At 35.1% G+C, this 20130-nt stretch carries 13 protein-coding genes; 8 read left to right on the top strand and 5 right to left on the bottom strand.

The features are described 5' to 3' along the window. Positions 1-814 precede the first annotated feature (814 nt). The 3 genes from P856_RS02980 to P856_RS04485 all read right to left on the bottom strand — a co-directional run bounded on the left by P856_RS02980 (position 815) and on the right by P856_RS04485 (position 6464). Positions 815-3928 carry an efflux RND transporter permease subunit gene (locus tag P856_RS02980; RefSeq protein WP_025300689.1) on the bottom strand — a complete coding sequence of 1038 codons (3114 nt, stop codon included), beginning with the start codon at positions 3926-3928 and terminating at the stop codon, positions 815-817. Further along, positions 3925-5016, bottom strand: a complete 1092-nt coding sequence (locus tag P856_RS02975; protein ID WP_025300688.1) for an efflux RND transporter periplasmic adaptor subunit — start codon at positions 5014-5016, stop codon at positions 3925-3927. The genes P856_RS02980 and P856_RS02975 overlap by 4 nt, the downstream gene beginning before the upstream one ends. A gap of 1286 nt (positions 5017-6302) precedes the next feature. Next, positions 6303-6464, bottom strand: a complete 162-nt coding sequence (locus P856_RS04485; protein WP_162471382.1) for a hypothetical protein — start codon at positions 6462-6464, stop codon at positions 6303-6305. On the opposite strand from P856_RS04485, the gene P856_RS02970 reads away from it, so the two are divergent. The 7 genes from P856_RS02970 (at position 6456) to pstB (ending at position 15337) form a co-directional block, all read left to right on the top strand. Further along, positions 6456-7187 carry a metal ABC transporter ATP-binding protein gene (locus tag P856_RS02970; RefSeq protein ID WP_025300687.1) on the top strand — a complete coding sequence of 244 codons (732 nt, stop codon included), beginning with the start codon at positions 6456-6458 and terminating at the stop codon, positions 7185-7187. The genes P856_RS04485 and P856_RS02970 overlap by 9 nt on opposite strands. A 23-nt stretch (positions 7188-7210) precedes the next feature. Beyond that, complete coding sequence (locus tag P856_RS02965) at positions 7211-8074, top strand: metal ABC transporter permease (protein ID WP_025300686.1); 864 nt, start codon at positions 7211-7213, stop codon at positions 8072-8074. Positions 8075-8101: 27 nt separating this feature from the next. Next, complete coding sequence (locus tag P856_RS02960) at positions 8102-8998, top strand: metal ABC transporter solute-binding protein, Zn/Mn family (RefSeq protein WP_025300685.1); 897 nt, start codon at positions 8102-8104, stop codon at positions 8996-8998. 751 nt (positions 8999-9749) lie between these two features. Next, on the top strand, positions 9750-10784 hold the full coding sequence (locus P856_RS02955; protein ID WP_025300684.1) for a substrate-binding domain-containing protein: 1035 nt from the start codon (positions 9750-9752) through the stop codon (positions 10782-10784). 995 nt (positions 10785-11779) lie between these two features. Continuing rightward, positions 11780-13168 carry a phosphate ABC transporter permease subunit PstC gene (pstC, locus tag P856_RS02950; RefSeq protein WP_025300683.1) on the top strand — a complete coding sequence of 463 codons (1389 nt, stop codon included), beginning with the start codon at positions 11780-11782 and terminating at the stop codon, positions 13166-13168. After that, positions 13161-14492 (top strand): phosphate ABC transporter permease PstA, encoded by a 1332-nt coding sequence (pstA, locus tag P856_RS02945; RefSeq protein ID WP_025300682.1) that lies wholly within the window; start codon positions 13161-13163, stop codon positions 14490-14492. The genes pstC and pstA overlap by 8 nt, the downstream gene beginning before the upstream one ends. Next, complete coding sequence (gene pstB / locus P856_RS02940) at positions 14486-15337, top strand: phosphate ABC transporter ATP-binding protein PstB (protein ID WP_227028658.1); 852 nt, start codon at positions 14486-14488, stop codon at positions 15335-15337. The genes pstA and pstB overlap by 7 nt, the downstream gene beginning before the upstream one ends. Before the next feature lie 1486 nt (positions 15338-16823). Here the strand turns inward: pstB and purF are convergent. Continuing rightward, positions 16824-18266, bottom strand: a complete 1443-nt coding sequence (purF, locus tag P856_RS02935) for an amidophosphoribosyltransferase (protein ID WP_025300680.1) — start codon at positions 18264-18266, stop codon at positions 16824-16826. A 265-nt stretch (positions 18267-18531) separates the two neighbouring features. Next, positions 18532-19047: a CvpA family protein gene (locus tag P856_RS02930; RefSeq protein WP_025300679.1), complete on the bottom strand. Its 516-nt coding sequence runs from the start codon at positions 19045-19047 to the stop codon at positions 18532-18534. A gap of 747 nt (positions 19048-19794) precedes the next feature. On the opposite strand from P856_RS02930, the gene P856_RS04515 reads away from it, so the two are divergent. Then, positions 19795-19920 (top strand): hypothetical protein, encoded by a 126-nt coding sequence (locus P856_RS04515; protein ID WP_264357523.1) that lies wholly within the window; start codon positions 19795-19797, stop codon positions 19918-19920. Positions 19921-20130: the final 210 nt, after the last annotated feature.

The raw sequence follows: 20130 nt of genomic DNA, 5'->3' as shown, positions 1-20130 counted from the left end.
TTTTCTTTTATTATGGATCTTAATTACTTGTTTTAATTATGATAATTACATAATCTTATAGATATAGATTATTTTTAGCTAGAATCTAGCTGTTTAAATCGCCTACAATATAATCAAAAGCAGATTCAATTAATAGTTGAATCTGCTTTTGATTATATTGTAGGCGATTTAAAGTTAGCAATGTATGTCATAAAGTTAATTGACGCTGTTTTTTACAACTATAATCGCGAAATTACATTTGCTCATAGCCTTGGGGTTTAGCTGGAAGATTATTTGATAAATAAAATGAATCTAAATTGTTATTAGAATGACAGTTAGCTTGATTAAATGCTTTAATTAAACTAACTACTAGTTTAACTACTAGCTATTTTATTCTAATATTTCAAATAGATTGAATCTATTATTCTTTAGATAACAGGTTAATGTTGAAAATGAATTATAGTTCATACACTAAAAATGAATATACTGCCTGATTCTTTATCTTCAGTGTTAAGATAGATACAATTAGTGTTCTAAAAGTTGTTTTAATAAAATAAATTATGATTATATTCTTATTTTATAATACAAACTATAAACGTTAAGCCGTAATTAATTGCAATATAGCTATACTTTAACTGACTTAGGTACAATTACTCTGAAAATATCGCATCACAACTAAAGACTTTTGCTGATTGTATTTAATACTTTATTGCATTATACTTGTAACAAGCTATAGAAGCTTATAGTCAGAATACGATTATGATTTTAATCAACTTATCGAGTGTACCATAATTAATGTAATACTTAATCTAGCTTAGATAGGCAAATCTGTATTTTATGGCATATTTTTATCTATGCTAGTTTTGAAGATCAAAGCACATGGAGTAACTAATAGAGTCAGCACTGTAGAAAAAGCCAGTCCGTAGACAATAGCATTAGCTAATGATACCCATATCTGAGTGGATGGTGCACCGATATTTATGTGGCGTGACATAAAGTCTATATTAGTACGCATAACCATCGGCAGCAGCCCTAAAATTGTGGTAAGAGTAGTAAGTAATACTGGGCGTAGTCTTTGAGCTCCGGTGCGTAGGATCGCCTCTCTGGTATCTGAGCAATTTGACTTAATTTTGTCAAAAGTATCGATTAACACAATATTGTTATTCACTACTATTCCAGATAACGCTATAATCCCAATACCATTCATGACAATACTGAATGGGGATTTGGTAATTATTAATCCAAACATTACCCCAATAGTTGACATAACTACTGCCGATAGAGTTACTAGGACAGAATAAAAACTATTAAATTGAGTAACCAAAATGATAGCCATGACAAATATGGAAATTCCAAATGATTTTATCAAAAAATTATGTGCTTCTTTTTGTTTCTTCTCTTCGCCTTTGAAGACTACTTTTACACTCTGTGGTAGCGGCTTGCTAACAAGCCAATCACGTATTTCCATCACTTTGTCGTTTGGCAGTACACCATCTAGTACATCCGCCTTAATTGTAATTGCTCGGTAAGTATCGATACGACGTACTTTACCGATTTTTGCTTTAGCCCTACGTTCTACAAAGTTTGAGATTGGGACTAGACCATTTAAAGTTTTCATGCGAGTTTGATCGAGCTGCTCAAAAGTCCTGTAGTAATCTGGATAACGCAAGATAACATCGATCTCTTTATCACTATCTTTTGGACGATAGTCGCTAATTTTTAATCCTTTGGTAATCAGCTGTACGTACTGACCAGTTAGCATCATATCAGCTGCATATATTGCGGCTTTTTCTCGATTAATGCTAATTTCCCATTCGATACCTGGAAAATCACGAGTATCTTCCAGAGCTAGCAGACCGGGTATTGTATGAAGCTTTGCTAGCATATCGTTTGCTGCTTCTTCCAATGCTTCGCGATTTCTAGAATAAAGCTGTATTTGCACCGGACTACCTGTTGTTAGCACATTACCCTCTGTGCGCGTCTCGACAACAATGCCAGGCAGACTAGAAGTCTGTCTGGCAATCTTAGCTAAAATCTGTTTAGCTGGTAGTCTTTGTTGCCAATCAATAAATTCTACTTGGATGCTGCCAATTATGTCGTTAGACAACTCCCCTTCTTCACTTTGTTTAGTTGCTCCTATACAGGTATAAATTGATTTAAGCCCTCCTAACTTCATAATTATCTGCTCGACGGGCAGGACAAGACTAAGTTTTTCTTCTATTGAAAGGTTACCTCTGGCATGTACATATATTTGAGCATTGTCAGGCTCAACATTAGGAAAGAACTCTATTCCTTTACCGTAGCTGATATAATAATATTGAATTGCAATCAAAGTTGCAATTGATATTAGTAAAACTATTTTAGGTATGCGTAAGGCAGTTTTGAGTAATTTTAAATAACAAGCAGTTAAGCCTTTGATATTATTTAGATCGCCAGTTTCAGAAGCAGCAATCTGTAGACTATAAGAACTGTTTAGGGTAATCGTTCCTCCAATTTGTGCACCTAAAGCTGGTATAAATATTAACGCCATTAGCAGTGAAGCTAGCAATGTTGTTAATAGTGTGATTGGCAAAAATTTCATGAATTCTCCGACTAGACCAGGCCAAAATAGCAATGGGAAAAAAGCAGCTATAGTTGTTGCAGTAGAAGTTATTATTGGCCAGGCCATCCGCTGACTAGCCAGAAGATAAGCCTTTGGTCTACTAACACCCGATATTATTTTGCGTTCGGCAAATTCAGTAACTACAATCGCACCGTCAACCATCATACCAACTGCTAGAATTAGGCTGAACAAGACAACGATATTGATAGTAATACCCAGAGAAGACAGCACTAAGATACTTAACAATAATGAACCAGGAATCGCCATGCCAATTAGCCAGGCGCTACGAATACCCAAGGCTCCTATAATAACGGTTATTACTAGCAAAGTGGCAGTTATAACATTATTTTGCAGGTCGTTCAGCATATTTTGAATGTTGTTAGATTTGTCTTGGCTAAAATTTAATCTGATCCCTGCCGGGAAATCTTTTTCTGCATTATTTACTACAGCACGAATATTCTCTGTAGCATCAATGATGTTTTGCCCTGAGCGTTTGGAGATTTCGAGAGCAATTGTTGGTTGTCCGTTAAAACGCGCATAGGTTTGGCGATCCCTAAAGCTACGATGAACTGTACCGATATCGCGAATTCGAACAATTGCATCTCCGTTAGCTTTAATCGGCTGATTAAGAATATCTGTTATATTCTGGTATAGGCCTGGCATTTTAATAGGGAAGCGGCCGGTACCATTGTCTAGAGCTGCGCTAGTAATTAAGTTGTTTGAACGCTGAAAGATTTCCAGCAGGTCATTTGCTTGCAAATTGTAGCTTTCTAGTTCTAGTGGATTAATCAAAACTTCAATTGCTTCTTCACGATAACCGACAAGATGGACTGCAAGAACTGAAGGAATCTCTTCCACCAGCTTTTGCAGTTTGCGTGATGTTTGCAGGAGTATATGCTCATCAACATTACCAGATAAAGTAACAATTAAGACTGGAAAGAGTGAGAAGTTGACTTCATGCACTCTCGGTTCATCTGCATTTTTAGGCAAATCTAGCTTAGCAATATCAACTTTCTCTCTGACATCATTTATAGCCTGGACAGGATCAAAACCTGCATTGAATTTTAATGTAATATTAGCACCACCTTCATAAGCAGTTGACCGCATTTCTTCTATGCTAGCGATAGCACGAAGCTCTTCTTCCATAGGTTGTAATAAAAGACGCTCTGAATCTTCCGGCGCTATGCCTTCGAGTGTGATGGATACATAAATTATTGGTATATTGATGTCAGGATCAGACTCTTTCGGAATTGCTATATAAGAAGCGCTGCCAGCAATTAAGATTAGCAAAAGAAGAGATAATATGGTTCTGTTGTGCAATAAAGCATAGGAAATTAAGGCTTTCATGAAATCGTTCCATTGCTGGTTTCTACTGGTTCTACGATCTCGCCTTCTTTGACCATATCTTGCCCGACGACGATAACTCTTGTATTGTTGGGCAGACCACTAACCCAAGTTCCCTTATCATCAGTTCCTATAATTGTGATTGGAATGAAGTGAGCTTGATTATTTTTGTCGACGATCATCACCCCCAATTGTCCTAATTTTTCTCGTCGGAATATCGATGGACTTATTCGATGACTGTTTTTTGATGGTAAATCAATATTTATTTCTGCTGTGAAGCCATGGCCAAATTTACTGGCAGGATTATCAACATTGATTTCAATACGGAAAGTTCTAGTTTTCTCATCCGCAACGTTTGAGATATAGCTTACTATGCCAGTAAGCTTTGCTCCGGTAGACAGATGAACACGGGCTGACATACCGATTTCAATCAGTGCCGCTTGACGTTCGGAGATCTGCGCTACTACAAGTAGCGGATTAAGATCTATTATTTTTGCGACAGCATCTCCCACAGTCAAATAGTCTCCTACTCCAACCATAAGGTCGTTAAGTACGCCGCGAATTGGGGCACGTACTCGTGTACGTTCAAGATCAATTTCAATCGTTCGGCGTTCAGATTTTGCTGCATCTAGCTCAGCTTTAATAGCGACCAGGGCTGTTTTTGCTTTAAATCCTTTAGCTACTAAGTTAGAAGTTACGTTGTATTCTATTTGACGATGGCTAATGCGAGAATTAGCTTTATCCATTAATGCATTACGATCAGATACATCGATATGTACTATTTCTGCTCCTTTTAAGACTTTTGATCCTTTTGATATTGGAGTGGCTACGACTCGACCAGCAGTTTCAGCCTTCAGAGTAATGATTCGCGCAGCTTCAGTATGTCCAGATATTATTATGGAAGGAATAAATGCACTGGCAGATGTTTTACTGATACCAACGCGCATTAAAGTATTTGTGAACGAATCAGAGATCTTATCATCGTGGTGAGTTATCGTTGTTCTTATATTGAATATTTGACCAGAAATGATCCAGGCAATCGCGATAACTACTAAAATGATTGCCATAGCAATGGACTTATTGATATGCATGCTATTTATCCTAATCCATTAGCTTTGTATTAATCAAAGTAGCACTTGAGGCAAGTCTTTGTTTATGGCGTAGTTTTATTTATGTATTCGCAAATACTGGTATAAAATATATTTGATATTCTGTGTTTATATCTTTAAAAAATATTACTAATTTTCGTTGTAAAATGTACGACTAAAATTATTTTTGTAATCTTGCAAATAAATTTGCTTTAATTTTCATTAAAGCAAAAGCCTGTCTTATTAAAGAGTAATTTTTATTTATAAAAAAATTAACTCTTAAAGGTTTATTTTTGTCTTACTTTGATGTATTTTATTGATTACATTTGTGATGTAAAAAATAATTTGTATTGAGTTAAGCTGAAAATTAGCTAATTAAAAATTCAATTAAAATTAATATGCTGGTAATTTGTTAATTTATTATTTTTATTTTACAAATTAACTCTTTATTGTCACAGACAACCTTCAAGAAGACAAACACAACACTAGCATTTATAAATTAGCTTAGATAATTATTATTGCTGATAATTAATTATCATTGTTTCACTTCACAACTTCGAAAGTGTCTAGGATTAATACGTAAAAATCTAAGTAGTTGAGATCAATAATCTGTTATGCAATATTATTTAACAGCTAATTAGCAACATTACTTATAACACTTAAAAGCTTTTTTGCTACTATTGCTTTAAAAATTGGCTAATATTTAAGAGGTAATTAAATTTTGTATAACAATCGGAATACTATACAATTTAGCAGAAGGAGTGATTTTTTACAAAAATAAATACTTCGGCCAATGCTAATATTTTAAATACGTCAAGAATGGGCTTGTTTTATCTTAGATAATTAATATTAATTTTTAATGGATTGACGCAAGCATAGACCGTTTTTCATTAAAGAAAACTTGTAGCGTAGATAACTTAGGCTATAATCAGACTATAATAAACTAAATTCTTACAGAAGCATGAAAACTTTCTAGTTTTACTAAAAATGATTATTAAATAAGCTAATTAATTGATTCTATTCTATTTACTCCAGCGTTTAAAATTCTTCTAGTAAAACAACAATCTAATTAACTAGCGTTTTTTCAAATAAGTTTAGTTCAATTACTATACGTCTGATTATATACAATAATTTTTGCGTTAACTTTGATTGATTATGAAGCAGGAATTAACTGCATGTCATTTGACATATTATATTGTTATGTTATAACATCTAGTGATGATCTTAACTTCCTAATGTATAGTAATCTTGCTTCCTAAGTTATTACTTGTTGGAGGATTTTACTATCATTAAGGCTTTAGCCTTATTTTAGGTGAAATAATGCCGCAGATTTGTTCATTTTTTAATTCTTTGATTTCAAGCTCAGCATATATTAGATTGTTAAATGTGTTTATTGTCATCGTTGCTTTGTGGATAGCCATACTCTGGGCAGTTTCTTTGCCGTGACTCATTCTGGTATTTGTTTTCAGAATGTATCTGTTTATTATAATAGACAGCGCGTTATCGATGATCTGTCTGGGATATTTAAATTTGGCACCATGACTGCAATTACTGGCCCTAATGGAGCTGGCAAATCAACACTGATCAAAACTATTATGGGTGAACTTTTGCCGAATACTGGAAAAATTGACCGAGGTGGAATATCCATTAGCGCTTTGGGATATTTACCGCAATCACTTACAATTGATCGTAGTTTTCCGGTCAGTGTTATCGACACTGTTATCTTAGGAGCATGGCAAAGAATCGGCCCGTTTGGCGGAGTAACTTCGAAGATGGAATACGAGGCGGCTGATGCGCTATCAGCAGTTGGCTTGAACGGTTTTGATAGACGATCAATTTGCACTTTGTCTGCCGGACAATTTCAGAGAGTTCTTTTCGCTAGGTTGTTGCTCCAGGATCCTAAAGTAATCCTTCTCGATGAACCATTTAATTTAATTGATACTCGAACTACTGGAGATCTATTACATATTATTACGCGTTGGCGTGATGAAAGGCGTACGATTATAATAATTCTACACAATTTTGAGCAGATTCGTGCGCATTTCCCCAATACTTTGCTGCTTGCGCGTAAGCCAATTGCATGGGGACCAACGGACAATACCTTATCATCTGCCAATTTGCTTACCGCACAATCTATTGCTGATAGCTGGTTCAAAGAACCCGAGCTTTACTAGTAAGTTTGCTGGAGATTTAAAAGATGACTATGTCAGCTATACTAATCGAGCCATTTGTTCATTATGGGTTTATGCGGCGTGCGTTAGTTTCTTCTGTAGCATTGGGTTTGGGCTTCGGCCCTTTGGGTGTTTTGTTGATGCTGCGTCGTATGAGTATGATTGGCGATGCTATAAGTCACGCAGTGTTACCAGGTGCTGCTATAGCTTTTTTGGTTGTAGGTAGTATTTCCATGTTTGCAATGTGGTTGGGAAGTCTTATAGCAAGTCTCATCGTAGCTTTTTTTGCTGGCATTGTTAGTCAAACAACTATCCTAAAGGAGGATGCCAGTTTTGCTAGTTTTTATTTAATGTCTTTAGCTCTGGGTGTACTAATCCTTTCTTTAAATGGATCTAATATTGAATTGTTACATGTACTATTCGGCACGATTCTTGCCGTTAATACGCAGGATATTTTTTTGGTTGGCGGAATAGCTTCTTTTACTTTGATTACTTTGGCGTTAATTTATCGACCTTTGGTTGTGCAGTGCTATGATCCAAGCTTTTTGCGTTCCGTAGGTGAGCGTGGGTCTATCTATCATCTATTGTTTTTGTTTCTCGTTGTGATTAACTTAGTAGCCGGTTTCCAGGCCCTAGGCAGCTTAATGGCTGTTGGCATGATGATACTACCCGCGGTAATTGCTAAGCTTTGGGCGCGTACTCTACCTGCGATGACATTAATCGCTGCTGTAAGCGCAGTTACTTCTGGTTTTTTTGGATTGCTTGCCTCCTATCATTTAGGGTTTGCTTCTGGCCCATCTATTATTATATCTGCAAGCTTGATTTACATTCTTTCTCTAATTTTTGCACCGTACGGCGCCCGCACTAGTATTTATAATCGATCTCTCTAGAGATGTTATCTTAGTTACAAAAAGTAAATGGTATATAAAAAAGTATTCATATTTCCTGTCATATTTATCTCACTCATTTTATATTTTTCTTCCTCAGCGTCAGCAAAAGTTATTGACGTTGTTGCTAGCTTTACGATTATTGCCGATGTAGTCCGTAATGTCGGAGGTAATCATGTTTGTGTGAAGAGTTTAGTGCCGGCTAACGGTGATCCGCATAATTTTGAACCATCTCCTGAAGACGCTAAGTATGTTGAAAACTCTGTTGTTACTTTTATGAATTTGGATGATTTTGAGGTTTGGTTTAAGCGTTTAGTTGCAGCAACAGGTATTAATAGGAAGCCAGTTATTGTATCTCGTGGAATAAATATTCAGTCTTTTGAGAAAAAAGGTAGGATTATAAATGATCCACATGTATGGAATAGTGTAGCTAATGTATTGGTTTGGGTTGATAATATTGAATCAGCTTTGATTAAAGCTGATCCGCAGGATGCAATAGCTATTAAGGCTAACGCTACAGCATATCGTCAGCAGCTTAAGCAACTTCATTTTAGCATCAAAGCTAGGATGCTTCAGATACCGAAAGAACAGCGCGTGATTTTAACTAGTCACAAAGCTTTTGGTTATTATGGTAGTGAATATGGCGTAACTTTTCTTGCGCCACTAAGTCCTTCGAACGATAATGAAGCTTCTGCCGCCGATATCGCTGAATTGATTGAACGAGTTAAGAGCAATCATGTTAAAGTATATTTTTTTGAGCGTTCTAGCAATTCTCGCTTGCTAATACAGGTAGCTAATGCTACCGGAGCGAAATTTGGCGGTGAGCTGTATTCTGAAGCACTGTCAGAAAGTAATGGTAATGCTTCAACTTATGTAGAGATGATGTCGTACAATACTGACAGGATCCTACAGGCTATTTCTAAATGAAATCTTAATAGTTTGTTGTAGTTGGGATAATGACTGATAGTATAGCGCGATTTACAGTACTTGTTGAAATACTTTAATCAGTCGATTAGTTGTAAATCTTACGCCTAATGATATGGTAAATTGGATAAGCTTTAAATGAGAGTGCAGGATTACGTTAGTAAGGGTCTTATAGATATTTTCGTAGTGTCGCTAATTTATCCTCCTTCTTTGTAGCAACTACTAAGTTAGTAGTATTTTATACTAAGTTAGTAGTATTTTATATTAATACTGCGCACCATGTTCAAGATTGCTATTAAAAATAACTTGTTATTGCTATTAGAAAAACATTCTAGGCTTTTAAAAATTAATTCATTTTATCTCGAATACGAATATTAATTTTATGATTAATACATTTCTCAGTAAATAAACTAAATTCTATAAGTCGACAAAGTAGTCTATTTTCCACAAGCTCCATTAGCTTAATTTTGCTCGATTAATGTTATAATAAATGCTTGGGGGATAAGCTAAAATTATAAAAATGTTTTACATAATGCATACTGATTTCTGAGCTGCCATTATGAAGAATTTGTTTTAAGTATATCTTTAAAAATCTGCTGTTTGACAGCTAGCATGATTTAGATTATAAAACGCCACTCGTGAAAAGATTCTGAATAATACATTACGATTACTTCTTGAGTAAACTGCTAATTGTATGCTATTTGGCAAGCAATTTATGCCATTGTGTTTTGCAAATTTTAAGTTGGATTATATAATGATTCTATCATTGAGCAAGTTATCAGTGATTATTGGATTATTTCTTACTACGATCACGACTCCTGTTCAGGCTCGTGATCAAATTCGCATAGTTGGTTCTTCGACGGTGTTTCCATTTGCTACGCTAGTTGCTGAGAATTTTGCTAAAAAGACGGACTTTAAAACTCCAGTGATTGAATCAACCGGCTCAGGTGCTGGCATAAAACTTTTTTGTCAAGGTATTGGTGTTAAATATCCAGATATAACTAACTCATCTCGTCAGATCAAGAATACAGAGATTACTTTGTGTGGCAAAAATGGCGTAAGGAAAATTAACGAAATCAAGATTGGCTTTGATGGTATTGTATTAGCTAATTCTAAACAAGCTGAGATATTTAATCTCAGTTATAAGGATATTTTCTTAGCTTTAGCGAAGAAAATACCACTTAATGATAAATTAGTCATTAATCCATATACTAAATGGTCGCAGATCAACACAAATTTGCCTGATATCAAAATTGAGGTGCTTGGTCCTGCGCCAACTTCCGGCACTCGCGATGCCTTCGTTGAACAGGTAATGAAAATAGGCGCTAAAAAGTTCGAATTTTTGGATAAATTGTCTAATGATGATCAGAGTAAGTTTAAGCAGGTCTTTGCCTCTATGCGTGAAGATGGTAAGTTTATCGAAGTCGGTGAGAATGATAATCTAATTGTTCGTAAGCTAGAATCAAACCCGTCTGCAATAGGAATCTTTAGCTTTTCTTTTCTTGATCAAAATACTGATAAGATACATGGTTCTTTTATCGAAGGTATTGCTCCAACATTTGATTCGATCGCTAACGGTTCTTACCCCATTGTACGCTCTCTATTTTTGTACATAAAAAATGCCCATATCGATTTTATACCTGGTATAAAAGAATATGTATCTGAGTTTATTAGTGATGAAGCCGTTGGCAAGGAAGGATATCTAACTATTAATGGTCTAATTCCGCTATCAGAATTAGCTCATAGGTTTAAAACAATTGAATCAAGCATAGATTCGAAAGAATCATAAAGTAAATCGTACTAGCAGGTATTTTGATTTAGGATTTGTATATTATCTTGCACTGAAGTGTTTATGTTATGAATTGAGATTAGATGTTTATGATAAGTTCTTTTGAAGAAACTTACAGTTAATTTTAACCGGTTGACTTTGTTATAATGATACTGATTATAATGAATTTTTGCTTAATCTGCCTCCTGACTAACACTTTACAGCAATATATTGCTGTAAAGTGTTAGTCAGGAGGCTTTTGATAAATTAAATATTTGTATCTTATTAGAGGAGATTATGAAATTTGGTTGTTGCCTATTTCTCAAGGTGTCCTAATGGTATAGGAATTAGAGACTTAAGTAAACTTTTCGGAGACCTTCTTAAGCGTAGGCATATCATGTTTCTTTGTTTGAAATATCTTAGTTGTGCTGCCTGAAACCTATTCATCTAAGTGTGATTAATCTCAAAAATTAGCTGGATTATTATGCTGTTGAGTAAAGATTAATTCCAATGAATTCAAGAGTTAATCATTGATTTGCTTAGCAATTTAATCGATGCGTAGATTTTGTTGGTATCCTTAGGCATTTATTACTACGCAACAGCTAAGTAATGATTGCTAACTTAGTATTTGGCCGGATTTGGATTCATGTAAGTAGATACTAAATAGTTAAAGAATTCCTATCCTTCAGCAGTGGGTTACGCCAATGCCAAACTTTTTTAAATGGATATATGTCAATACTAGGTCTTGTCAAAATGACATTATACTCATAAAAATTTTTATCTTAAAAATTTAATTTTTATTACATTTGTAGTATGGAATTACTTGACTTGATTACATGCTGTTTACAGTTACAAATTTTTGTTTAATCGTTTATTACTGTTTATTGTTTATCAAGAATCTTTGTATCCAGTTCTTTGATCCCGCTATAATATTATTAAAATATCTTTTCTTTAGACCCTTTATCCAACACTGACTATAGTGCCAGAGCGGGATAGCTCTTGGGGGGCCAGGATCAATGCATACTTCTATTGTGGTGATTGGACTGATTGGCTTCGCTACCATCGGATATACCATAGGACGCGCCCGAGCAATTATGACTGTGGGCGGTATTGTGAAGGATTTGCATTCCATACCAAGTTATTATGGCTATTATACTGCTATATGGATCGGAGTTCCTTCATTAGTTATGCTTGTTATTTGGCTCATCGTGCAACCTCATGTCATTGATGAAGTTGTTATGAGCGACTTGCCGGTAAGTATAACTCAAAACCTTTCTACCTCCGAATATAGCCTGTTACTCAATAATATACACAATACTGCCAATGGAAGTATTTTTTCAAGAAGAAATGATCCAAACATTATCGCTGCAGCCAAACAAGTTAACAGTTTGCGTCAAATAAGTTTTATGCTGATGGCGAGCACAGTTTTTTGTGTAGGCGTCAGCGGTTTAATATTCGCTCGTAATCGTATTAGCCCAGTTATGAGAGCGCGCAACATCGTGGAAAAGATAATTAATTTTATATTAATAATAAGCTCATTAATTGCCATTTTGACCACGTTGGGCATTGTTGTTTCGTTGATGTTTGAAAGCGTTATTTTCTTCACTAAGATTCCACTCCATGAATTCTTGTTTGGTTTGAATTGGAGTCCACAAATTGCTATTCACGCCGAGCAAGTTGGCGCTTCTGGTGCTTTTGGTGCAGTGCCACTATTTGCTGGCACCTTGCTGATTACTTTTATAGCCATGTTAGTGGCGGTACCAATTGGTCTGATGTCGGCAATTTACATGGCTGAATATGCAAAACCGAGATTTCGGGCATTTGCCAAACCTATGCTGGAGGTGCTGGCTGGTATACCGACGGTGGTTTATGGTTTTTTTGCAGCTACGACCGTTGCGCCAGCCTTTCGGATAGCAGTACAAGAAAGTGTTGGGCTTAACACTTCATCTGAAAGTGCATTAGCTGCTGGAGTAGTAATGGGAATTATGATCATCCCATTCGTTTCATCCTTATCAGATGATGTGATTAAAGCTGTTCCTCATTCTCTACGTGATGGATCCTACGGTCTTGGTGCTACTAAATCGGAGACAATTCGTTTGGTTGTTATGCCTGCTGCCTTGCCTGGTATCGTGGGCGCTCTTCTTCTTGCTGTTAGTAGAGCAATTGGTGAAACGATGATTGTGGTTATGGCTGCTGGCCTAACTTCTAATTTAACATTTAATCCGTTTGAGGCAGTAACTACTGTCACGGTACAAATTGTTACTTTGTTAGCTGGCGATCAAGAATTTGACAGTGCTAAAACCTTGTCAGCATTTGCTTTAGGTATGATACTATTCTTGATCACGTTTGCCCTTAATCTCCTTGCCCTCAGAGTGGTACGCAAGTACAGAGAGCATTATGAATAATACACTTTCTACTTCTTTAAATAAATCTGCATCTAGTCAAACTATTCGTTTACCAGATTTCAGCGGTTCACATCTTGCTAAACGTTATGCTAGCGAACGACGTTTTCGTATTTTAGGCATTGCTAGCGTGGGAGTCGCTGGGATAATTTTGCTCATTTTGTTGAGCAGTATTGTATCTAAAGGCTATTCAGCCTTTTGGTTACACAAAGTTGAGCTAAATATAACATTTAGTGCTGAAGTGTTAAATCCCGATGGGAGTACACTTGAAGAGGTAAAGTTAAAACAAGCAAATTATTTAGCATTGATTCATAATGCTCTAAAAGAAAAGTTTCCCGCAGCTGTTGGAAATCGTCGTAAAATTCGTATGCTTTACGGGATGATTGCACCAAAAGCTGACTTGGTTTTGCGTGACATGGTATTGAGCAATCCTTCTCTAATTGGAACAACCAAGAAGGTTTTGTTAAAACTTTCTGATGATTGGGATAGCTTATCTAAGGGTTTTATTAATCGCGATTTACCGGAAAGTGATCGCAGAATAAAGGATCTTGAAATCAACTGGCATGATCAATTACAATCAGAAGGTCATATTCATTCGGTATTTAATGCTGACTTTTTTACTACTGGTGACAGTAGAAATCCTGAAGAAGCCGGTATTTATAGTTCATTAATTGGTTCAATTTTAACTTTGACTGTTACCTTATTAATTTCTTTTCCACTTGGAGTAATGTCTGCTATTTATTTGGAGGAATTTGCCCCAAATAATAGATTTATTGATTTTATTGAGATTAATATTAACAACTTAGCGGCCGTTCCTTCTGTTGTATTTGGTGTGTTAGGTCTAGCTGTTTTTCTAAACTTTTTTGGTTTACCACGATCGGCCCCGTTAGTTGGTGGTTTAGTTTTAGCATTGATGACATTGCCTACTATAATTATTGCAGCCAGATCTGCTTTGAAGGCTGTATCACCCTCAATTCGTGAAGCCGCTCTTAGCCTTGGTGCTTCGCCTCTGCAGGTTGTTACTCATCACGTGCTGCCTATGGCGATGCCTGGGATACTTAGTGGTACAATTATCGGTATGGCACAAGCTTTGGGAGAAACCGCTCCATTGTTAATGATTGGCATGGTCGCTTTTATCGTAGATATTCCGCGAACTTTCACCGATCCAGCTACTGTTATGTCGGTTCAGGTTTATATCTGGTCCGATAGTCCAGAGCGAGCTTTTGTTGAACGGACATCAGCAGGTATTATGGTTTTGCTTGGTTTTTTAGTTTTAATGAACGCAGCCGCTATATTGTTGCGCAAACGATTTGAGTTTCGATGGTAGAGAGATATAAAATGATTAACATAGCTATGCAAGCAGCCAATAATAATTTAGCGCTAAAATTATCGAGCTCAAAACAGTCAGCTAAGCGTTTCACTAAAATTGAATCACGAGATGTCAACGTTTATTATGGAAATAAACATGCTTTGAAGCATGTTAATTTAAGTGTCTATAAGAATGAGGTAACCGCACTAATTGGTCCCTCTGGATGCGGTAAGTCTACTTTTTTGCGCTGTCTAAATCGGATGAATGATGTAATCGATATTTGTAAAGTTACTGGCAAAATTACGCTAGATGATTATGATATTTACAACTCATCTCTTGACGTAGTACAGCTTAGAGCGCGAGTTGGTATGGTTTTTCAGAAACCAAATCCTTTTCCAAAATCGATATATGATAACATCGCCTATGGTCCTCGTATACATGGTATCGCTTATGGTAAAGCCGAGCTAGATGAGATTGTGCAGAACTGCTTGGATCGTGCTGGATTATGGAAAGAAGTCAGTGATCGTCTTGAGCAGCCTGGTACCAACTTGTCAGGTGGACAGCAGCAACGCCTCTGCATTGCTAGAGCCATAGCAGTAAATCCAGAAGTAATTTTGATGGATGAGCCATGTTCAGCACTTGATCCTATTGCTACTGCTCGCATTGAGGAGTTAATCGAGGAGTTGCGTGAGAATTTCACTATTATTATCGTTACTCATTCAATGCAACAAGCAGCTCGTGTATCGCAGCGTACCGCTTTTTTCCACCTTGGAGAGTTACTCGAGGTTGGAGATACTAAGACAATTTTCACTAATCCTATTAATAGCTGCACCCAGGGATATATCACTGGGCGTTTTGGTTAGGAATATAATACTAATGTATAAGGCATAGGGCTAGTTACTAGCATAGTATAATTACTATGTCTACATTCTAAGTTAAATGCTATTGTACTTTTATTTAATTTATTACTACAATCTGCAAAGCTTTTTTTTGCGCAATTTGGTTGATTGTATGGCTAGGATATATTTTTTCATGATTATGTGATTAATAATCTGTATTGTCTACCTGCAACATTTACTTACAATATTATTTAATAAATAATATTGTAAGTAAATAAGGTAAAAACATATAGATAGTGAATAAGTAACCTGGGGTAACTGACACTCAGTAAGCAATTTTTATCCTTCTTGATCGATGTTTATAGTTGGTTTTAGGAAAACGTAAAATTGTGTTGTTATGCTAGAGTATTGAGAAAATATATCTGAAAAATACATTAGACAGTATAGAATTACAGAATTTTTATTCTTTTGCCTGCATCTTTCTATTGTTAGTATGAAAGTATAATAAAATTAAGCGATAATAGAACATTACATCTTCTTTATCTAGCTGCCATCGCGATAGGAGAATGGTTACTTACCATCCTACTCGAACAGTACCATCAGTACTTAGCAGTATCATACTTGCTAACTTACTGATGGTATAATCATTAAAAATTTATGCTATTTGCAATTTATCAATTAAATATGCTTTATTAGTCGATATCATTAATATATCGTTTTGTAATTTTTGCTCGGATTGTTGATACAATAATCCACGACAATATGATTTATTTATTTTGACAGCTGTTATACTCATACTAATTATGAACGTTGGATTATTTAATATAGAGTATTTTTACAATATAAATGTTAGTTTATATGTTGAATATCTTAAAAAAGAAAAATGGCGAGTATTTTATCATCTTTATTGTTAGCTTACTGCAGTAAGGATGTTTTATACTAAAATTATTGCAAGATAATATTTTTATTTATGTAATTAAATGGGTTAAATATAAATAAAATTTGCTAACAGTTCGGATTATGCCTAACTTCTACTCGTATTAGTGAAATATTTTTATTAAATTGATTAACTAAAATAATAAAATAGATACTTTCTTTAACCTATCAAATTTTACGGCAAAGTATCTATAATAAAATATTTTTACCATGAAATTTGGTGCAAACATTAGTCAATCATTGGCCGATTAGAGTATACTAATTATTTAGTTAATAACCTTATTTCAATAGTAAAATTCTCATAAAATTAACTGAATATTAATCCATAGATAGTAAAGCACACAATATAATTTATTGTCTAATGTTATTAGTTAAATGACATTCTCAATTTTATAATGTTGCAACTCATACTTATTTGTTAGAATAGATAACTGAAGTGGTCAACGCAATTACAAAAACTTAGGCAATGTGGTTTTAGCAATCAGCATTTATGTACAGCAAATTCCTTAAAGGAAATTGAATTTTTCATTAGTCGCGTTTTGCAAAATAAAAATATAACTAACTATGTTTATTATCAAACGTTATGTCTTATTCTTCCACTGTCGTAATCGGTTAGTGAGATTGGATATTCGCCGGTAAAACAGGCATCACAGAATTGCGGATTATCACTTTTTCGTGAAGTTTTTCCCATAGCGTTGTATAAACCATCAATTGATATAAAGGCAAGACTGTCGACACCAATCTTACTAGCCATATCTTGGACATCAAGCTGTGCGGCTAATAGTTCTTCTCGTTTTGGCGTGTTGACACCGTAAAAACACGAATGGGTAGTTGGTGGGCTGGCGATACGTAAATGTAACTCGGTAGCTCCTGCTCCTCGAACCATTGCAACAATCTTGCTTGAAGTAGTGCCGCGTACAATAGAATCATCCACTAAAATAACCCGCTTGCCTTCAAGCTGCTTGCGGTTAGCGTTATGTTTTAGTTTTACGCCAAGGTGGCGTACCTTGTCATTCGGTTGAATAAATGTACGACCAACATAGTGGTTACGTATAATACCTAAATCAAAGGGGAGATTTGAGGCTTCGGAATATCCAATAGCTGCAGGTACACCAGAATCTGGTACTGGAACAACTACATCAGCATCCACACCGCTTTCATAAGCGAGGTACTTGCCTATGTTTTTGCGAGCTGTATAGACACTATTACCTTCCACAAAACTATCAGGGCGAGCAAAGTAAATATACTCAAAGAGACAAAATCTACTAGGACGAGTAGGGAATGGAAACAAGGATTGAATTCCTTTGTTATCGATAATTATTAACTCTCCTCTATGGATATCACGTATGAAATCAGCCCCGATAATGTCTAATCCACAAGTTTCTGAGCACAGAATATACGCTCCATCAACATTACCAAGTACGAGTGGACGCACCCCGAATGGATCACGCACTCCAATAAGTATATCTTTACTCATGCAAATCAGAGAATAGCCACCATCAATTTGACGTATAGCTTCGATTAGTCGATCAACTAGTGATGCATTTCGAGATCGCGCTATTAAGTGGATAATAACTTCAGTATCAATTGTAGAATGGAAAATTGAGCCATTGCTAACCAAGTTTTCTCGTATTTGTAACGCATTAGTTAGATTACCATTATGACAAAGCGCGAAGCCACCGAATTCTAGATCAGCAAATAGCGGCTGAACATTGCGTAAAGCTGTTTCGCCAGTAGTAGAGTAGCGAGTATGGCCAATCGCTAAATGCCCAACTAACTGAGCTAGGAAAGACTGTCTTTTTTCGCCAAAATTTTCACTAACATGACCAAGACCTCTATGTATGTTGAAGGATTGACCGTCAGTAGCTACGATTCCGGCAGCTTCTTGACCACGATGTTGTAGAGCGTGTAACCCTAAAGCGGTGTGTGCAGCCGCTTCAGATGTACCAAAAATTCCGTAAATCGCACATTCTTCGTGAAAATGATCATCGTTAGATGATGAATTTATGATTGTCATGTTAACATCCATTCTTTGCTTTGTCAGCATATAATGACTAAAGCAAAACCACAGTTACATTCGACGGACAGCAATTTCTTAAATAAATTGCCTATCAAGATATTTAGATAATTCTAAAGCTCATGCGGTTAATTTATTCACTTTACTGTCTAGTAAAGTGAATATTACATTTCCCCAATATAGCATAATTCATAGTTTCTATATTTTGGTAATAATTCAAATAATTGTTTTTATCTAGATAGCGTTTTTATTTTCTAATGCTTTTTTAAATGTTTTGCTTTTCGACTAACTTGGTTTTTAGAGATTGAGGAACTAGGGCGTTTAGTCTATCTGATCCTGCTACAATTATCGGCAGTAATTGCGCTTCTTTCAAAAATGTTGGATAATTTTCAGAGTTAGGCTCGATCCATGAAACTAGAGAGTAGATAAGATAGATAATCACTAATCCACGAACTATTCCAAAAATGAAGCCTAGTATTCGATTTACCAAATTGAATTTTATCATAGGCATCATTGTATTAGCTGACTTTCCAAGATTTATAAACACTATTAAGAATAACAGAAAAAAAATACTGCCGGCGATCAATATTTCGAGTGAAGCGTCTATTGCTATAAAGTTTGCTAGATATACAGTGATAAGGTTGTAAGCATAAATTAATACTAATAAAGCGCTAATCCAGGCAAATACATAGGATATTTCATAAATAAAACCTCTAATGAGGGCTGGCAAGGTAGAAAAAATTATAATGGTAATTATTGCTATATCAATAATATTGATCATAATATCTCTTATGACTGATGCCGGTGTGTTGAAATTAATTAAAAAATAATTACTTTTTACTAGAGTAAATTGTGTAAATCAAAGCCTAATAGTCACATTAGCATATTTTTAAAAATAATATTGGTTTAATTGATTTGCTAAAGATTATAATAAATGATATTTTACTTAGATTTTATCCAAGTAATTTCCGAATTTTAATCTTAATATTTTAATCTTAATTATTTTTGAAACTATAAATACAGTTATTTGCTAAATCAAGTTTATTGATTATGTTTTTATAGCAAAATTAAAATTATTTACATGTTCTCGATCTTATGCTACATTGGTGAAAGCTCTTGTAGATGTTGAGTGATCAGTATTTTGTTTAGAACGCCGTGCATGAAGACTACAGTTTTTGCTATACAAAACAGACAGATACTAACTAGTGAAATAATGCTCAAAAATACTATTTTAATCTTGATGAGATGTATCTTTATTTGTTTCTGTAGCGATTGGTATGAATAAAACTTATTCAATATAAAGTTGCTATAGTTAAACATTTTTTTTGCTAAGGAAATTAATTACTTGCTGATATATTGCTTAACTAGTGTTATGCCTAAACTGTTGGTCAACTTTTATTTCATAAGATGCTAATTATAGTCTCAGCTATATTGATTGTTTTATTTTATTTAATAAAAGTACTTAAAGGGACTAAAATTCATCTGCTAGTTATTAATCATGTTTGTTTGAAATAATAAAAATGTAATAGTGAATACAATTGTTGAACTTATTGTAGTGCAAGTTTTGGTTGTAATCTATTCCTTCGGCTGGCTTGGCATTGACGATATGTTGGTAGGTTGTGTGTGGAATATTGTTCATTGTACTTTACTTTAGTAACAGCGCATGTTTCGCAAACATGTCAAAGTACTGCTAAACTTACTAGCTTAATGCAATTAACAAAAGAGAATGATCCGATTGTGGCAGTAATGGCTGCGAGTGTTTACGATGGATTGTTATTGAACAGGATCATGAATAACTTCAGTAAATAATTATTTTGCTTAATTTGCTTTTCTTGTCTAGGAAAGCGTTGTATTTTCTCAGCTT

Origin of the sequence: Candidatus Endolissoclinum faulkneri L5 (assembly GCF_000510265.1) — a bacterium.
Classification (GTDB): Bacteria; Pseudomonadota; Alphaproteobacteria; order Thalassobaculales; family Thalassobaculaceae; genus Thalassobaculum; species Thalassobaculum faulkneri_A.
Note: the sequence above shows the minus strand (reverse complement) of the source record. Positions and strands in the feature narration are given on the sequence as shown.